General features: G+C 35.6%; 12 protein-coding genes. 7 read left to right on the top strand and 5 right to left on the bottom strand.

The window, feature by feature from the left end:
- Positions 1-184 precede the first annotated feature (184 nt).
- Complete coding sequence (locus J0J69_RS04340) at positions 185-1036, top strand: hypothetical protein (protein WP_055242071.1); 852 nt, start codon at positions 185-187, stop codon at positions 1034-1036.
- Positions 1037-1073: 37 nt separating this feature from the next.
- Here J0J69_RS04340 and J0J69_RS04335 read toward each other — a convergent pair whose 3' ends face one another.
- Together J0J69_RS04335 and J0J69_RS04330 are read right to left on the bottom strand one after the other, a co-directional pair.
- A complete protein-coding gene (locus J0J69_RS04335) occupies positions 1074-1556 on the bottom strand; it encodes a CotY/CotZ family spore coat protein (RefSeq protein WP_212726054.1) in 483 nt (160 codons plus the stop codon).
- 99 nt (positions 1557-1655) lie between these two features.
- Positions 1656-2147, bottom strand: a complete 492-nt coding sequence (locus tag J0J69_RS04330) for a CotY/CotZ family spore coat protein (RefSeq protein ID WP_055242075.1) — start codon at positions 2145-2147, stop codon at positions 1656-1658.
- A 167-nt stretch (positions 2148-2314) separates the two neighbouring features.
- On the opposite strand from J0J69_RS04330, the gene J0J69_RS04325 reads away from it, so the two are divergent.
- The 4 genes from J0J69_RS04325 to J0J69_RS04310 all read left to right on the top strand — a co-directional run bounded on the left by J0J69_RS04325 (position 2315) and on the right by J0J69_RS04310 (position 7515).
- Entirely contained in the window at positions 2315-4039 is a 1725-nt protein-coding gene (locus J0J69_RS04325; protein ID WP_212726053.1) for a M15 family metallopeptidase, read from the top strand.
- Between the two features lie 355 nt (positions 4040-4394).
- Positions 4395-4652 (top strand): (2Fe-2S) ferredoxin domain-containing protein, encoded by a 258-nt coding sequence (locus J0J69_RS04320; protein ID WP_055242077.1) that lies wholly within the window; start codon positions 4395-4397, stop codon positions 4650-4652.
- A 1-nt stretch (position 4653) separates the two neighbouring features.
- Positions 4654-6351 (top strand): [Fe-Fe] hydrogenase large subunit C-terminal domain-containing protein, encoded by a 1698-nt coding sequence (locus tag J0J69_RS04315; RefSeq protein WP_068758887.1) that lies wholly within the window; start codon positions 4654-4656, stop codon positions 6349-6351.
- 3 nt (positions 6352-6354) lie between these two features.
- Positions 6355-7515 carry a SpoIIE family protein phosphatase gene (locus J0J69_RS04310; protein WP_055274802.1) on the top strand — a complete coding sequence of 387 codons (1161 nt, stop codon included), beginning with the start codon at positions 6355-6357 and terminating at the stop codon, positions 7513-7515.
- Between the two features lie 34 nt (positions 7516-7549).
- Here the strand turns inward: J0J69_RS04310 and J0J69_RS04305 are convergent, their stop codons facing one another.
- A complete protein-coding gene (locus J0J69_RS04305; RefSeq protein ID WP_055242082.1) occupies positions 7550-8473 on the bottom strand; it encodes an exonuclease domain-containing protein in 924 nt (307 codons plus the stop codon).
- 262 nt (positions 8474-8735) lie between these two features.
- Between J0J69_RS04305 and J0J69_RS04300 the strand changes: the two genes are divergently transcribed.
- Positions 8736-10823 (top strand): vWA domain-containing protein, encoded by a 2088-nt coding sequence (locus J0J69_RS04300; RefSeq protein WP_212726052.1) that lies wholly within the window; start codon positions 8736-8738, stop codon positions 10821-10823.
- Positions 10824-10864: 41 nt separating this feature from the next.
- Positions 10865-12145: a VanW family protein gene (locus J0J69_RS04295; protein ID WP_212726051.1), complete on the top strand. Its 1281-nt coding sequence runs from the start codon at positions 10865-10867 to the stop codon at positions 12143-12145.
- 178 nt (positions 12146-12323) lie between these two features.
- Here the strand turns inward: J0J69_RS04295 and J0J69_RS04290 are convergent, their stop codons facing one another.
- Both J0J69_RS04290 and J0J69_RS04285 read right to left on the bottom strand, forming a co-directional pair.
- Positions 12324-13940: an IS1182 family transposase gene (locus tag J0J69_RS04290; protein WP_256637850.1), complete on the bottom strand. Its 1617-nt coding sequence runs from the start codon at positions 13938-13940 to the stop codon at positions 12324-12326.
- A gap of 101 nt (positions 13941-14041) precedes the next feature.
- The gene (locus J0J69_RS04285) at positions 14042-15745 is read right to left on the bottom strand and encodes an Rqc2 family fibronectin-binding protein (protein ID WP_212725685.1); all 1704 of its coding nucleotides are present in this window, start codon (positions 15743-15745) and stop codon (positions 14042-14044) included.
- Between the last annotated feature and the right edge of the window lie 64 nt (positions 15746-15809).

Raw genomic sequence — 15809 nt, 5'->3', positions numbered from 1 at the left:
ATCACATAAGGATAATTTTATTCTATCAGATAATCGTGGAATTGATAAGTAATTGAAGGGAAATGTTTTGATAAAATCAAATTCATTACTTTAAGTCTACTCTAGAATTAAAAAAAGCTGGTAGTGACTTCTGACGAGTGATTGCATAGATTATAGTATGACGAAGGTAAGGGAGGTTAGTTTAATGGCAAAATCATTTGAAAAAGAGCCACTTTTATTTGTTGATACAACGTATAAAGGATGTTTTGTGAACGAACAAAGCTTTTTTAAAACACCAACGCCAAAGCCAAAAGATATTGTAGCGGATAATTACGTTCATAATTTTGATCAGATGAGTGAAAGTAATTTTAAATCATTAATTCCATCCAATGTGACCATCCGTGAAGTTGTTGAAGAGCGACCAAGTATAGTGCCAACATCTCCATTAGTTGATGAGTCAGAAGCGATTGCTTCTTATGAAGAAGAGAGTTGTCCGTATGAAACTGTTAATATTTTAGTCGATTATGGAGAGCATCCACAAACATCATTCTTTAATGAAAAAGAGATAAATGCTTCAGATGAACAAGATACTTTGGTTGAAGAAGAAATTAGCCCCTTCTATGAAGAAGGTGTTCTGGCAGAAGAAAAGATGAGCGACTTATCTGAAGAAAACACTCTAGCTGAAGAAGATAGCCATTCGATTACAGAAGAAAGTGTTATTCATGAAGCAGAGGATAATGAGGTGATGATAAATGATGTCAATGAAAGTAATCAGGATGTTGTTCATGTTATGAATAGCGAAGGTGCTGAACAAAATGGTTCTGAATTGCAGTTAGATGAAAAACAACAAGAGATTTTAATGTTTATTCAAGATTTAACCAATCGACCTTCAATGATGAAAGCTCCAATTGTTCAAATTGTAAAAAAAGATGGAAGTTTAAAATCGGGAATGATTGAAATTGTAGATGATCGGCACATCACCATTGATAATTTGATGGACGACGTTGAAACTATTTCATTGGCAGACATTGAAGGAATTAGAATTTTACATTTATAAAAAGAAGCCAGTTAGTTGGCTTCTTTCACTTATTAAACTAATATTGACACCCTTTTAAGTTTAAATGAACGTCATCAAGACATTGAATAGCACTGATATCATCTAAATTAATGGTTACGCATGTTTGGGTAACTTTATAGAGTTTAGATGTAGAAGGTGAATATAAGTTTATTTTCTCATTATGATATGGACAAATTGGAATTAATAATCTTAAAACTGCACAATTCCCTTTGACTTCTTCAACTCGAAAAATGAGATGAGAGGCAGAAGTATTCTCTTCACAATAGATAATTTCAAATGGATCGCCATTTTTTAAATATAGAATAATTGGTCGAGTATTAGCTGTTGAACGATGTCCTAGAAATGGCTTATCACAGCGTGTACAAAGACTTTCCTTTTCTTTAGATTGGCATTGACGTTGTAATCGATCAATTAATTTTAATGTGTCTGCTATACAATTTTTCTCAACACAAGAAGGACTAGTTTCACAATGAATAGTATGATAATAACTACAACTCACACGGTTCACCCCCTTACACTTTATAATTTATGCTCACTGCGATAGGCCGTATAGTGAGTTTCCCTAAATATTAAAAAAAGAGGATTAATCCTCTTTTTTTTAAATACAATCACAAATCTCTAATTTTAAGAATACATCATCTAAACACTGAATAGCAATAAAATCATTTAAGTTGACAGTGACACAAGAACGTGTCGGAATGAATTCTGACTCTGGATTATTTGAATTAAATTCATTAAGCATATCACGGTCATTCATACAACAAGTTCTTCTTGTTGTTAAAGCTCTTAAGGTAGCACAATTTCCATTAACATCTTCGACCCGAAAGACTGGAATTGGTTCATTTGGACTATCTGTTAATACGGCTAGTCTAAAGGGTTCACCATTTGGAAGATATAAAATAAATGGCCGTGTATTAGCCTTAGAAGTTTCGCCTAATACAGGCGTATTACAACGAGAGCAACCAATTTCAGTTGGAACAACCGCTTGTTGTAATCGATTAATGAATCTGACTGTGTCAGCTACACAATTTGCTGATCTATTTGCATTTGAGTTATTGTTTGTTGATGGAGTACTACATTCACAACTCATATCCTCACCTCCTAGATACACTACTAATTTATGCCTATTTCAGACAGATGTCTATTTAAAATCCCCAAATTTGATATTTAATTTATCTATTTTAATTGTTAAATTTTAGGTTTATTTTTTAAAAGATGGTACATACTAAACATGATGTGGAAAGGGGTGCTTGTTAGATGCAAAAAGTATTAGTTCCTATTGGTATTGTCGCTTTGCTTGGGTCAGGTCTATTATTTTACTCCTATATGATGAGTGATGAAATGGTGTTAAGACGACTTGGTTATGATCGAACACTGATTGAGAGCCTAATAAATGAACAACCTGATCTTGTTCAAGATTTAATCGAGGATGATCGAAAAAGCGAAGATATTGTAGATTATCTAACGATTAAAGGATTTAATTATGATTGTTATGACGCTTATGTGAAGTTAGCGGAGTATTATCCAACTCTTGAATCGAGTGAAGTGGTTTATTTAGCGACATTTTTAGATCATGTCTTTTTTCCAACTTTGCTTCAGCAAGGATATGAAGAGGAGACCATAAAGGCCTGGTTCTCTGATCCTGATTTTAATACGTATGTGGAATCAGTTGATATCGTAGCGTTAAATCGTCTATTAAACTATGCTAAAGAAACAGAAAGTGATTTGATGACTTTATTTAGTTATGTTAATTATGAAAAGCAAAATCCATATTTAAAACTTGATGAAGTTATCTCAGCTATTGATGAATATCAAACGGTTGTGCTACCCAATTTAAAATCTAAAGGGTATGAATCACAAGAAGTTGAGGCATTGTTTTATCAATTTGGCTTATCAGATTTGAAATCATTAATGGAAACGACTTTAAATCCAGATCAAGCTTTTGAGTTGATGGCGGCAAGTAGCTTTGATTCTTCAAGTTTTGCCATCTACGATGAAGTGTTAAGTCAAGATGAAAATTATTCGGTGACTTATGCATTGCAATATGCTAAGTATCCGAACGTAAAATCTAAATTTTATCAAGACATCGTTGAAACACCAAATACGAACAGCTTACTTGTTTTAGTGAATCAAAATTATCGTTTAGATGAATTTTATGCACCGACAGATTTTGTTCCTGTGGATGTACCAGTCACACCGTATTCTCAAGTGAATACGAATTATTTACGTCGTGACGCTGCTGATGCGACGGAATTATTATTTTCTAAAGCTCAAGAAGCGGGATATGAATTAACACTAAGAACAGGTTATATTTCGTATAGTGTGCAGAAGAGTTTATACAATCAAGACGTCTATGAAATGGGACTTGAGTATGCTGATAAATTCAATAGTCGACCAGGACATAGTGAACATCAAACCGGACTAGCCATTGACATCACGACTCCATCGATTAATAACGAGCTATCACTAGAGTTTGCTGATACTGAGGAAGGGAAATGGGTATTAGCACATGCGCATGAGTATGGATTTATTATTCGTTATCCCGAAAATCGTGAATCAGAAGTTGGCTATTTCTATGAACCGTATCATCTTCGTTATGTTGGAGTTGAAGTAGCAACTGAAATTTTTGAAAACAATTGGACGTTAGAAGACTATATTTTAAACTATGGTTTATTAGATGCCGTATCAGATGAAGTTCAGACTCCAGAAGAAGGGACAATAGAGCAAGAGCCTTCACATTCAGACTCTTCTCTAGAGGACTCTAATGAGGCGGATGATATAGATGAAGAGGAATCGACTGATCACCTTGATGAATCAGATCAAGAAGTGTTGCCCGATAAAAGTAATGCTAGTCAGTCTGGTTCAACGGATTCTGAATTAAATGAAGATTCCTCTACCGATGATTCATCATCAGATGAGGATAGACAACAAGCGATTCAAGAAAATAGGGAATTAAGTGATCAAGAAAAATATCAATTATAGATTGATTTATCCCCAGTTTAAAGTGCAGATTTGCACTTTTTTTATTTCCAATTTAACTGAAAAAAATGTCGGGAAATAGGTGATGTTTTAGGCTCGATAAAAAACGTGTCGGGAAATTGTTTGTCGATAATTAGAGGGTAGAAAAAGTTGTCGGGAAATAGTTTAAAAGGATTGTCGAAATGTTCGGAAATAAGGTGGATTTGTCAGAAAAATAAAAAAAAGCTAGCGAGGTTTGCGAGAGGTAACCAAAGCTAGCTTTTTCAATAAAAAATGTAATGAATGAGCATGATTGTTGAAGAGATAGTCATATATTTTTAAAGAGGTAGTTATACACAAATAAGGAGGACGTCATAAGATGAAATCTATAAAAATCTGTGTCGGGAGTTCCTGTCATTTAAAAGGATCATATGAGGTGATTCAACTGTTACAACAACTCATTAAATCTGCGGGTTTAGAAACATGTATTGAACTAAGAGCTGCATTTTGTTTAGGTCATTGTACAGAGGCTGTTTCATTGGTGTTACCAACAGGGGAAGTGATAGGTGTATCACCGGATCAAGTTCAACATATTTTTAAGTCTGTTATTCTTCCTCTTGTAATGGAGGAAGAGTAAGATGAGTGTGATTAATTTTGAGTCAACTAATTGTAAGAACTGTTATGCCTGTGTGAGAGCATGTCCTGTTCAATCAATTAAAATAAAAGATGAGCAAGCTATCATTATGGAAGAGCGTTGTATAGCATGTGGATTATGTTTAAAGGCTTGTCCTAAAAATGTAAAAAAGGTTGAAACGGAACTTGAGAAAGTTAAGTCTTATTTAAATAAGGGGGAAAAGGTCGCTATTTCTTTAGCACCGACTTGTTTTGGTGTATTTGATGTTTCAGCCCAAAAGATTTGTGGTGCATTAAAGAAGTTAGGTTGTTTTTATGTTGAGGAAACAGCTGTCGGTGCCTTAGCGGTCACCAATGCTTATCAAAAGATTCAAGAGGAAATGGAAGAGACTTGTTGTATTACAAGTTGCTGCGCTTCAGTTAACTTATTGATTGAAAAACATTTTCCTAAGCTCATTCCATTACTTATTCCTGTTTTAACTCCATTAATGGTGCATGCTAGATTATTAAAACAAAAATATGGTCATGAAACGAAGGTGGTTTTTATTGGTCCATGTCTAGCAAAAAAGATTGAAGGAGAAGAAGATGAGTTTATTGATGCGGTCCTTACAATCGAGGAGCTCATTCAGTGGATTTCTGAAGAACATCTCGATTTTGATCAAGTTGAATCGATGAACTTAGATGCCACGGAACAAAGTCAACGAACGTATCCTATAGTTGGGGGAATGAGTAGTTGCTTTACTAAACGAAAGAAAAACATTGAGATTGTTCCAGTAGATGGCATTGAAGATTGTATTAAAGTCTTAGAAGGAATTGAGCGTAGAGAATTTGAAAATTGTTTTTTTGAGATGAGTGCTTGCCACCATAGTTGTATCGGAGGACCTGCGATTGGTGATAAGGAAGTTAATATTTTCAAACGTAAAATGAGAATTAAAAAATATCGGGAACTTAATGATCCAAATCAAATTCCTGCTTCACAAACCTACCCGCTTCACGTTAACGTAGGTCGAATATTTAAAAATAAATATGCCCCCATCCTTCAGCCAAGTGAAAAAGAAATTGAACAGATCTTAAATCATATAGGCAAATATTCATCTGCTGATGAGCTGAATTGTGGTTCGTGCGGGTATAAAACATGTCGGCAGAAGGCGATTGCTGTTTATAATCATATGGCTGAACCATCAATGTGCTTACCTTATATGAAGCATAAGGCAGAGACATACTCACATGTTATTTTTGATGTGACGCCAAGCATTATTTTAGTAGTCAATCATGAATTAACGATTGTTGATATGAACCCGGCCGCACAACGTTTTTTTGATATTACGAAAGATCAAGCGATTGAGCTGCCCATTTCCGTCTTTTTAGAGGAGGAGCCTTTTTTAGAAGTGATGGAGTCAAAACAAGATTTAGTAGGGTTACGTTTGACACTTAATAATAATCAAACAACCGTAATTGAGAGTATTATTCGAATCGAGCACCAAGAGGTAATGCTTTGTATTTTACATGATTTAACTGAAGAAATTCGTCATGAAGAACATTTACAGCGGTTAAAAATTAATGCGATTGATATGGCTCAACAAGTCATTAATAAACAGATGATTGTAGCACAAGAAATCGCTAGCTTACTAGGAGAGACAACAGCTGAGACGAAAGTAACCTTAACCCGACTAAAAGAATTAATCCAAGAAAATGAGGTATAAGTGATGAATTACTTTGTCGATTTTGCTTGTCGTAGTTTAAATAAGGTAGGAGAAGAACTTTGTGGAGATAAAGTTGAATTTTTTCGAACGACTGATTGTGTGATTGCAGTTTTATCGGATGGACTAGGAAGTGGAGTTAAAGCAAATATTCTAGCAACGTTGAGTTCAAAAATTGCAATTACGATGCTTAAAGCGGGACTTTCGATTGATGAGGTGGTTGATACAATGGTTCATACCCTCCCGGTTTGTCAAGTGAGAAAGCTTGCCTATTCGACCTTAACTATCGTTAAAATTGACGTCTCTAATAATGTCTATGTGGTAGAGATCGATAATCCTAGTGTGTTTTTTATTCGAGATGGAGGGGTAAAACCTTTAGAAAGTACAGAGCGTTGTATTAATGGGCGAACAATTAAAGAAAGTCAATTTGTTTTACAAGAAGGCGATACACTGGTGTTAACAAGTGATGGTGTGATTCATGCAGGCGTTGGGACGATTTTAAATTTAGGATGGAGTTGGCCAGAAGTGTCTTGTTTTTTACAGTCAGTCATTGATGAAGAAAAGACAGCTCGTGAAATCACGAATTTATTGCTTGACGTGTGTTCTGATTTATATGTCGGTCAACCGGGGGATGACACAACGGTGGCGACTTTAAAAGTTATGAAACCCAAATGGGCAACCTTATTTGCTGGACCGCCACAGGTGAAATTAGAAGATCAACAGGTTGTCAAAACACTCATGAAAAGTAGCGGGAAGAAAATTATTTGTGGAGGAACAGCCGCTAATATTGTGGCACGAGAAATTGGTGAAGAGATACAGACGAGTTTTGATTATATTGATCCACGTTTTCCACCGATTGCTTCCATTCGTGGGATTGATTTAGTCACAGAAGGCGTATTGACGATTAAAGGAGCCGTCGAGATTTTAAAAGATGTGCAAATGAATTCGAGATTTGAAAAACTTGAAGAAGGACATGGAGCAGCACGTTTAGCGAAGTTATTGTATGAGGAATGTACGCATATTCAATTACTGATTGGTAGGGCCATTAATGCGGCTCATCAAAATCCTGATTTTCCTAAAGAATTGAGCATTAAATTACGAGTTATTGAGGAGCTAGAAGAAATTTTAATTAAAGTTGGAAAAGTTGTTCATATTCAATATTTTTAAAGCAAAAGGCATCCTCGATTAGTGAGGATGCCTTTTATGATGAGGTTAAAATTTTTAAAAACTCGTCTTCATTTAAAAAGAGGATTTCTTGACCATGATACACTAGTTGAATGGCTTTTTTTAGTTTTGTGCTCATTTCATCAGCAGAGAGTTCATAAATGTTTTTAATCCCTGTCACAATAATGTTTGTCTTTTTCGTAACTGAGCTGCCTACCGTTCCACCTAATTGGCCGATTAAAGCAATCGCTTCTGTGCGTGAGAGTGATTGAAGAGGACCAGTAAAGACGACTGTTTTGTGCTTGAAAAAGTCTGTTTGACTATTAAACAACGGTGAGGTAATTCGTTGGAATTGACGGTTAGAAGTTAAGGTCGAATGCCCTTTTTTGGGTGCTTGATAACCTTTATCATACACTTTTCCGGGTTTAATTCCAACTTGATCAAACACGTCGTGAATCGTTAAGGAATTAAGCTCATCTTTAACTTTTAATAAAATATTTGCGCAGGCAAACGCATCGGCGCCCGCATGATGGTGATTAAATTCAAGTCCTAAGTAATGATTAACAGTATTTAGTTTGGCATTTTCAAGCATAGGAAAGAAGTTTTTTGCTAAGAGCATCGTACAGCCATAGTCAAATGATGGATAAGGAAGGCTATAGGCGTCTAAGGTCGCACGTAAAACACTGATATCAAAGGATGCATTGTGAGCAATGACAAAGTTATTTCTAAAGTAAGGTTCAAGTTCAGGCCAAAGAGCATCAAATTCTTTTGCATTTTTCACATCATGAGCTCTTAATCCGTGAATCCATGTATTCATCGGACTAAATCTTAACTCCTTAGGTTTGATTAAATAATATAATTCATCAACGACTTGTCCATTTTTGACAATCGTCATCCCGAGTGAACAAGCACTCGCACGTTTTTCATTTGCTGTTTCAAAGTCGATAGCGATAAAATTCATGACGAAGCCCCCTATATAATGATTGTATTCACTATTATAACTGTCAAATGGTTTTCTGTTAAGGGTTAGAAGCAAAAGTACAGAAACTGACAACCATAGAGACTACCATCAGATTTAATGAAAAAAGAATCATCGAAATATGATGAATGTGTCGTTGATTTACAAAAAGTGACCAATTTCTATTTTTAAAGTTTGCTAGAATAATGACGAAGCCCCGCTCATATATTGGGTAGCAGTGACTACATATGAGGGGGCGGTTGCTTTGAATAAAGAAGTTCAAATAAGTGTTCAAAGTTTAGGAAGAAAGCAACTACGTTTAACACCACAACTAACTAGGACATGCTATTTTTATAAGATTGGAAACCATCAAACAAGAAATAATCTATTGCATACAGTTTTATTAATTGACGGCTCAGCAAGTATGCTTCCTTATTTAGAAGACCTCAAGCAGATTGTTCATGAAACCATTCATCAATTAAATGTATCCCATAAACTTTCCATTTTACTGTTTGGGAATGAATTTGAAGACGATTGGCTTGTCAATCAAGAGTTTATTATAGATAAAGATCTACTTACTGAAGAGTTACACAAGCGTCTAGAAGAACGATGTGGTGATGAATGGACGGTGTTATCGTCTGCCCTTGAAACCACATTTGCCATGTTAACGAAACAAAAGGATAAGGAAGAAATCCAGCTCATTGTGGTGACAGACGGTCATCTTTATCCATCCAGTCATTCCATTGTCGTGGAGCAATCGAGATGTTATGGTTGGATGCTTGATTTGGCGAAGCAACACGTCATGACGCATATTGTAGGGATAGGAACATATAACTTAAATTTTTTAACTTGGTTAGCTACGACAAGTCGGACAGGTGATTTTTATCCTTATCAAAACTTAAAGACATATCGAACTCATTTCAAGCAATGGAAAAGTTCACTAAAAAAAGGCGCTCATCAGGAAATCTGTCTATTTAATAAGGACTATTTTCTCATGGCCCAAACGTTACATCTTCATCAGCCTAAACAGTTATTGACGCTTCCTCAACTCGTGGTGACCTTTGATGAAACGTTAAAACTTGAACAACAAGAAGTTCCAGCGTCAGCTGATGAAGTTTCAAAGGAGATTGAACAACACTTTAAGCTTGCTTATGGCTACTATCTTATCAAGCAACGTCAGATTGATGATGCCTCTTTTTTACTTCAAGAGACAGAGCTTTTCCCAATCATCCATCAAGGGTATTCCATCAATGAAATAAGTCGAAGTTTAGCAGCGATTAATCAAGCCCGATACACACGGCAGGCATTAAGAGTGCAATCGTTTATTCCATTATCGGTGTTTGAATTGATTCAAATGATTTTAGACGATTCCTTCTCTCAGCTTTATTATAAAAATGAAGCTCGATTTCCCATTAAACAAGACGATGGTCGGGTGACCTTTACGGCACATGATAAGTTATATTTTCCAATTATTCAAGTTCGAGCTAGTACGACCAAACAAAATGTGACGTTCACGGTAAAAGTCGAAGGTGTTGCGAAACAAAATCAAACGGACTTGAAGTTAGATTGTTATATTTTTCGACAATATTTTTTTATTGAAGGTGGAAATTTAAAATTACAAACGTTAGCGTGCCGGTTATCACCGACACTCAGAAAGAGATTTGTAGCATTAAAGCTCATTTCAGGGCAACTCAATCATGAATCTGAAATTGATTTAATTGATTTATCACGATTAAAGTTAACTCATTTTCAATGTTTTTCATCTGATATTAGTCAAATGATGGCTCAACAATTATATGAACTCGAACAATTAACCTTGAGACAACAAGTCTTAAAAACACTTATTTCAACGAATCAATCGACGTTTAGATTAGACAAGCATCAAATAGATGAATCGATTAATCGCATCCGGAGTCAGTATCATGTGAGTCCGTCAGGATTATTTATTCCAAGGGTGAAATCAAACGCATTAGCGAAACGGGATGCTTATGATGAGAGCTTCACCAAATGGTCAATAGAAAATTTTCCAAAACAGAGTGAATGGCAACGACTCTATGAAAATATTCAACAACAAGTGCTGATGAGTCAAGAGAATCCTCTTCAGTTATTATATACACGGTTAAATGAGACGAAAAAGCAACGATTAATACTTCAAAATAAAATCTACTTATTAAGAATCCAGTCTCAGTTATGTGGGCAACCTATTTTTTATTGGGATGAGGTATATGAGAGAGAAGTGAAAAAACAAGGTCAACACACGTACCTAACAACTGGGAAAATGCTGACTTCAAAACAAAAAATTGGTGAAATTGTCGTCTGTGAGAATAAATATTACATTCACTCGACAACCTAAGAAGAGACACTAAAATCATTAACAAAGGAGGTATATAGGAGATGGAGATGAATCAAGGACGAATCATTCGCTTAATCATTGCTTCTTTAAATACGGTGTTTATCTTATCGTTCATTGCATATAAGGTGTTTGAATTTCAAGATGCGAAAGCGTTAGTGTTAGCGTATGAAGACATCGCCTTACCAAATATCTTCATTAATGATTTAGACGTGTCGAACTTAAATCGAGATGAGATTAAAGCGATGATTGATGATCAAATAAAGCAGTATAAAGAACGGAAAATCATCGTTCATGTTGGAGAAAAAGATTTTGAAACAACGTTATCACAGTTTAATCCGACGGTTAATCAAGAGATGGACCAGTTAGTTGATGAAATTATTGCGATTGGAAAAGATTTAGAACTAATGGAACAGGCCTCTCAAATCAAAGAGCCGATGCGTTATGAATTTACGGTCGGCTATACTTATGATCATGATGAAGTTGAAAAATGGGCGCGAATGATCGAGAAAGAGGTTTATGTTGAAAAAGTGGAACCGAAATTCGAAATGGCTGGTTACGGAATCTTAAAATTAAATGAAGGTCAAGATGGTCAACTCATTTTGACCGAAGAATTAAGGGATATGTTAATTGAGGAACTGGATATAAGTTCTATGGATCCGATTGAGGTTGAGGCAAATGTGATGACTGATCCTCGTGAACGAGATATTGAGCAGTTAAAAATGATCAACACTAAGATTTCCTCTTATTCGACAGATTATCCAACAGGAATTCCTCGTGCTAAAAATGTTGAGCTAGCCGCATCTAAAATCAATCATACGATTTTGATGCCGGGTGAACAGTTTTCTTATGCAGAAAAGGTGTCCCCGGTTGATGGCGCGCATGGTTATGTGAATGCAACGATTTTTTTAAATGGGAGAGCTGTTCCTGGAGTTGGAGGGGGAATCTGCCAAGTCTCTTCAACCCTTTATAATGCTCAACTTAAGGCAGGTATTATCGCCACTGAGCGACGCAATCATAGTTTGCCAGTTAGTTATGTTCCACTCGGTCAAGATGCCACGATGGCGGATAATGCGATTGATTTAAAGTTCATTAACACGCTAGAATATCCAATCTACATTCATACTTATGCGCAATATGGAAGCCTAACGGTTGAAATTTGGTCGAATTCCGAAGCGCTACATGGCATTACTTATCGTCCTAAAACGATCATCTATGATGGCGGGCTAAAGGCAGATACGACGCTTTATGGCTATAATGCTGATGGGGAAGTGGTCTACGAACAGTTTTTACATACGAGCGTTTATAAAAAGAAAACTCATTAAAAGGGGCTGTCTCAAAATGACTAAAATTTTATAGTCATGGAGCGACATGCTCCTTTTTTTGGCTATTCATCGTAAAAAAATTAGGCCCTGGATTGAATTTTATGGATTGAATTTATTTTTGAGTACGATGAAAAGAAGGACGTTTCTTTCCTTCAAAATGACCGTATATTCTGATTTTTTAAGCCACTTTTTGTGTATGGAGTTGTTGCCCGCAACGATTGTTTTGGATTTTGTTATGTAATTTTTGTACATTATATCCAAAACATAGAAGCAACATTTCTACTGTGACATGAACTTTTCCACGGGTTAAAAATTTTCTGAAGCCGTAATCTTGTTTTAACACGCCAAAAGCACCTTCAACTTGAATGGAGCGATTCTTTCTTAAAATAATCCCTTCTTCACTTTGGATATTTTCAAGTGACTCTGTTCTTAGCGAAAGCATTTTTTTAGACACTTCTATTCGTTTATGGTTTCCTTCTTTCGCTTTTGTACATTTGGAACGCAAGGGACAATCTTGGCAAGTTTCACATTCATAAATCGTGACTTCTTTTCGATATCCCGTCCGACTTTCTCGACTTTTAACTTCGATCGGTTTTAACACTCTTCCATTGGCACACGTATAGGTATCTGTGAGTTCATCATATGCCATGTTTTCTCGTTTCCCCAGTTGAGCTTTATATTTTCTTGTTTTTGAGGCTTCATAGTTGAGAGGCTTAATGAAAACTTTTTGATGGTTCTCCTTCAAATAAGCATAATTTTCTTCACTTTCATAACCTGCATCTGCGATCACCCGTTCAAATGTGTTAGATAATCGAGATTCCATGGATGTCAGAAAGGGAATCAAAGTCGTGACATCATTGGCCGAACTAAAGATTCCAACATGCACAATATACTCCGCTTCAACGCCAATTTGGACATTATATCCTGGTTTTAATTGACCATTTTTCATGTGATCGTCTTTCATTCTCATAAAAGTGGCATCAACATCCGTTTTTGAACAACTTGAACGATGCTCGCCAATCCTTTCTTGATACGTCAAATACATGTTCTGTTTTTCAATATAATCCTCGAGTGCTTCCACTTGACGTTGGAGAACGGTTTTTCTCTTTCCTTTTCCAGAAACAAATTCAATGGATTGTTCAATCACTCGTTGTTTCAAATTCATTAAACAAGATTCTAAAACATCTAAGGGTTGATTCGAATTGAACTGATACGTTGTTAGATACATTTCGTTGATTTGTTGAAGCAGTTTTTCAATTTTTGTATGAAGTTTAGATTCATTTTTAGTGACTGATTTTAACCAAACAAAGGAATAACGATTGGCATTCGCTTCAATTTTTGTTCCATCAATAAATAGGTTTTTAAAATGAATTTCATCTAAGGCGTGAAGACGCTCAATCCATTGATCAAATAAATCTTCCATGACACCATCGCTTAAATGATGTTTTCTAAATCGATTAATCGTATGATGGCTAGGCGCGGGATAACCGTTTAACAACCAGATAAAATGAATATCCCGTTGACAAAGTCGCTGAATTTCTCGCGAAGAGAAAGCGCGATTCATATACGCGTAAACTAAAATCTTAAACATAATAACCGGTGGTACGACAGAATTTCTCCCTTTATCAGAGTAAGTGCTTAATAATTTTTTATCATCTAATCCCTCCAATAATTGATTAAGCAAACGTACAGGGTCATGAGGTGCAATATAAACTTGAATATCCATCGTTAAAGAGAGTTGATATCCAGCTGAATAAGTTGTATAATCTTGAGGTATATTTTCTTTTTTTAGCATAAAAAAAGTATACAAAAAAGCAGTCCCGAATGGGACTGCCTTTTTTTGTAAACTGTAGTTTTTTAATTCAAAGGGTCATCTATTTTGAGACAGCCCCTTTGTTATTTTAATTTCGTTAAGTTCATAATGAAGCTTTCATCTGGATCGATATAAATCGTTTTTTGATTCTCATATGTGACGAATCCAAGATGGGCAGCAGGTACTTTTTTAACGTGGCGTACGCGTGTGTAATCAATAGGCACACTTGATGATAAGCGCCCTTTTGAGAAATAAGATGCGAGCTGTGCCGCTGAACGAATCGTAGCTTCGCTTAACTCATCGGCATCGCTTCGAACTAAGACGTGCGAACCTGGCATATCTTTAGCGTGGAACCACCATTCGTGACGACGGGCGAATTTATGGGTTAAGTAATCATTTTGTAAATTATTTTTCCCAACGAAAATCTCGACACCGTCTGTTGATAAATATTTCTCGATGTTTGGTTTTCCATTCGTTTTACGTTTTTTAATTTGACGTTTACGTAAATACCCTGCTAACTCAAGTTCTTCTTTAATCTCATAGGCATCTTTTAACGTTGCTGTTTCAATTTGAATCATCAGCGTTTCAAAGTAAGCAATCTCTTTTTCGGTTAACTCGAGTTGCTCTAAAATATAATTCACCGCATTTTTAGCTTTGGTATACTTTTGGAAGTATTTTTGAGCATTTTCAGATGCTGATAACATCGGCTCTAATGGAATATCAAGTTCTTCTAGGTTCTCTGAATAGAAGTTTTGTACACGCACAACTGAGTCACCGCGTTTAATTTGATAGATATTCGCTAAAATTAACTCACCTAAAACTTTATACTGCTCCGCTTTTTCGGAATTCACTAATTCCTCATTTAACTTTTCAAGTTTTTTTACGTTTTTGTCATATTCTTGACGGATAAAACGTTCAATATCATGGAATTGTTGTTTAATACGATCGCGTTCATCTTTTCCAAAATAATAGCGGTCAAACATGTCCCATAATGTAACGCACGGAATCAGTTCTCCTTCAATATGATATAGCGGAAGAAGGTAGAAGTATTCTTTGGACGCTATCATGACATGAGGAGTAGGTGCTTTTTGAATTTTAGTCAAGACATTTGTAAACGAGTCATAGATATTTTTGATTGAATCTGATTCACTGCGATAAATGATTTCACGCGCAATGAGTGGAGATAAGCCTTGGAACTTAGCGACCAGTTGTTTATCGTAACGTTCACCTTCAACAATTAAGCTTGAGAAGGTTTCAAAGTCAACATCTGTTGGGAGTTGTTTTTCTTGCGTAGGCGGTAAAATATAGGTAGCACCCGGTTGTAAAGAACGATAACGATTGACAAGAGGTGAGATATGTTTAATCGTATCTAAAATACGATGCGTCGCATCTGTTAAAATTAAGTTACTATGTTTCCCCATAATCTCAATATATAAAAATTTAATCATTTGATCACCGAGTTCGTTGATATGACGAATCGTAAACTTGATGATACGATCATGGTTAATCTGTTCGATGTTATAAATAATTCCACCTTCTAGATGTTTTCTTAAAAACATACAAAACATCGGTGGCTCATCTGGATATTGATAATCAAGCTTTGTGATTTGCACACGAGCATAAGATGAATGTGTTGAAAATAACACTTTCTGATTTTTTCCTTGCGCACGAATTTGCATTAAAATTTCGTGGTTTGATAATTGATAAATTTTATTGATACGCCCAGCAAGTAGCGATTCCTTTAAGGAAGCAGCGACACTAGACGTCATAAGACCATCAAAAGCCATTAAAAATCACCTCTTTAACAATGAATTTATATTCAAAAGTATATCATTTTTTAAAACTGTTAGA

The sequence above is a fragment of the Turicibacter bilis genome, assembly GCF_024499055.1.
Taxonomy (GTDB): Bacteria; Bacillota_I; Bacilli_A; order MOL361; family Turicibacteraceae; genus Turicibacter; species Turicibacter bilis.
The sequence above is the reverse complement of the archived record's forward strand: the minus strand, read 5'-3'. Positions and strand labels throughout refer to the sequence as shown.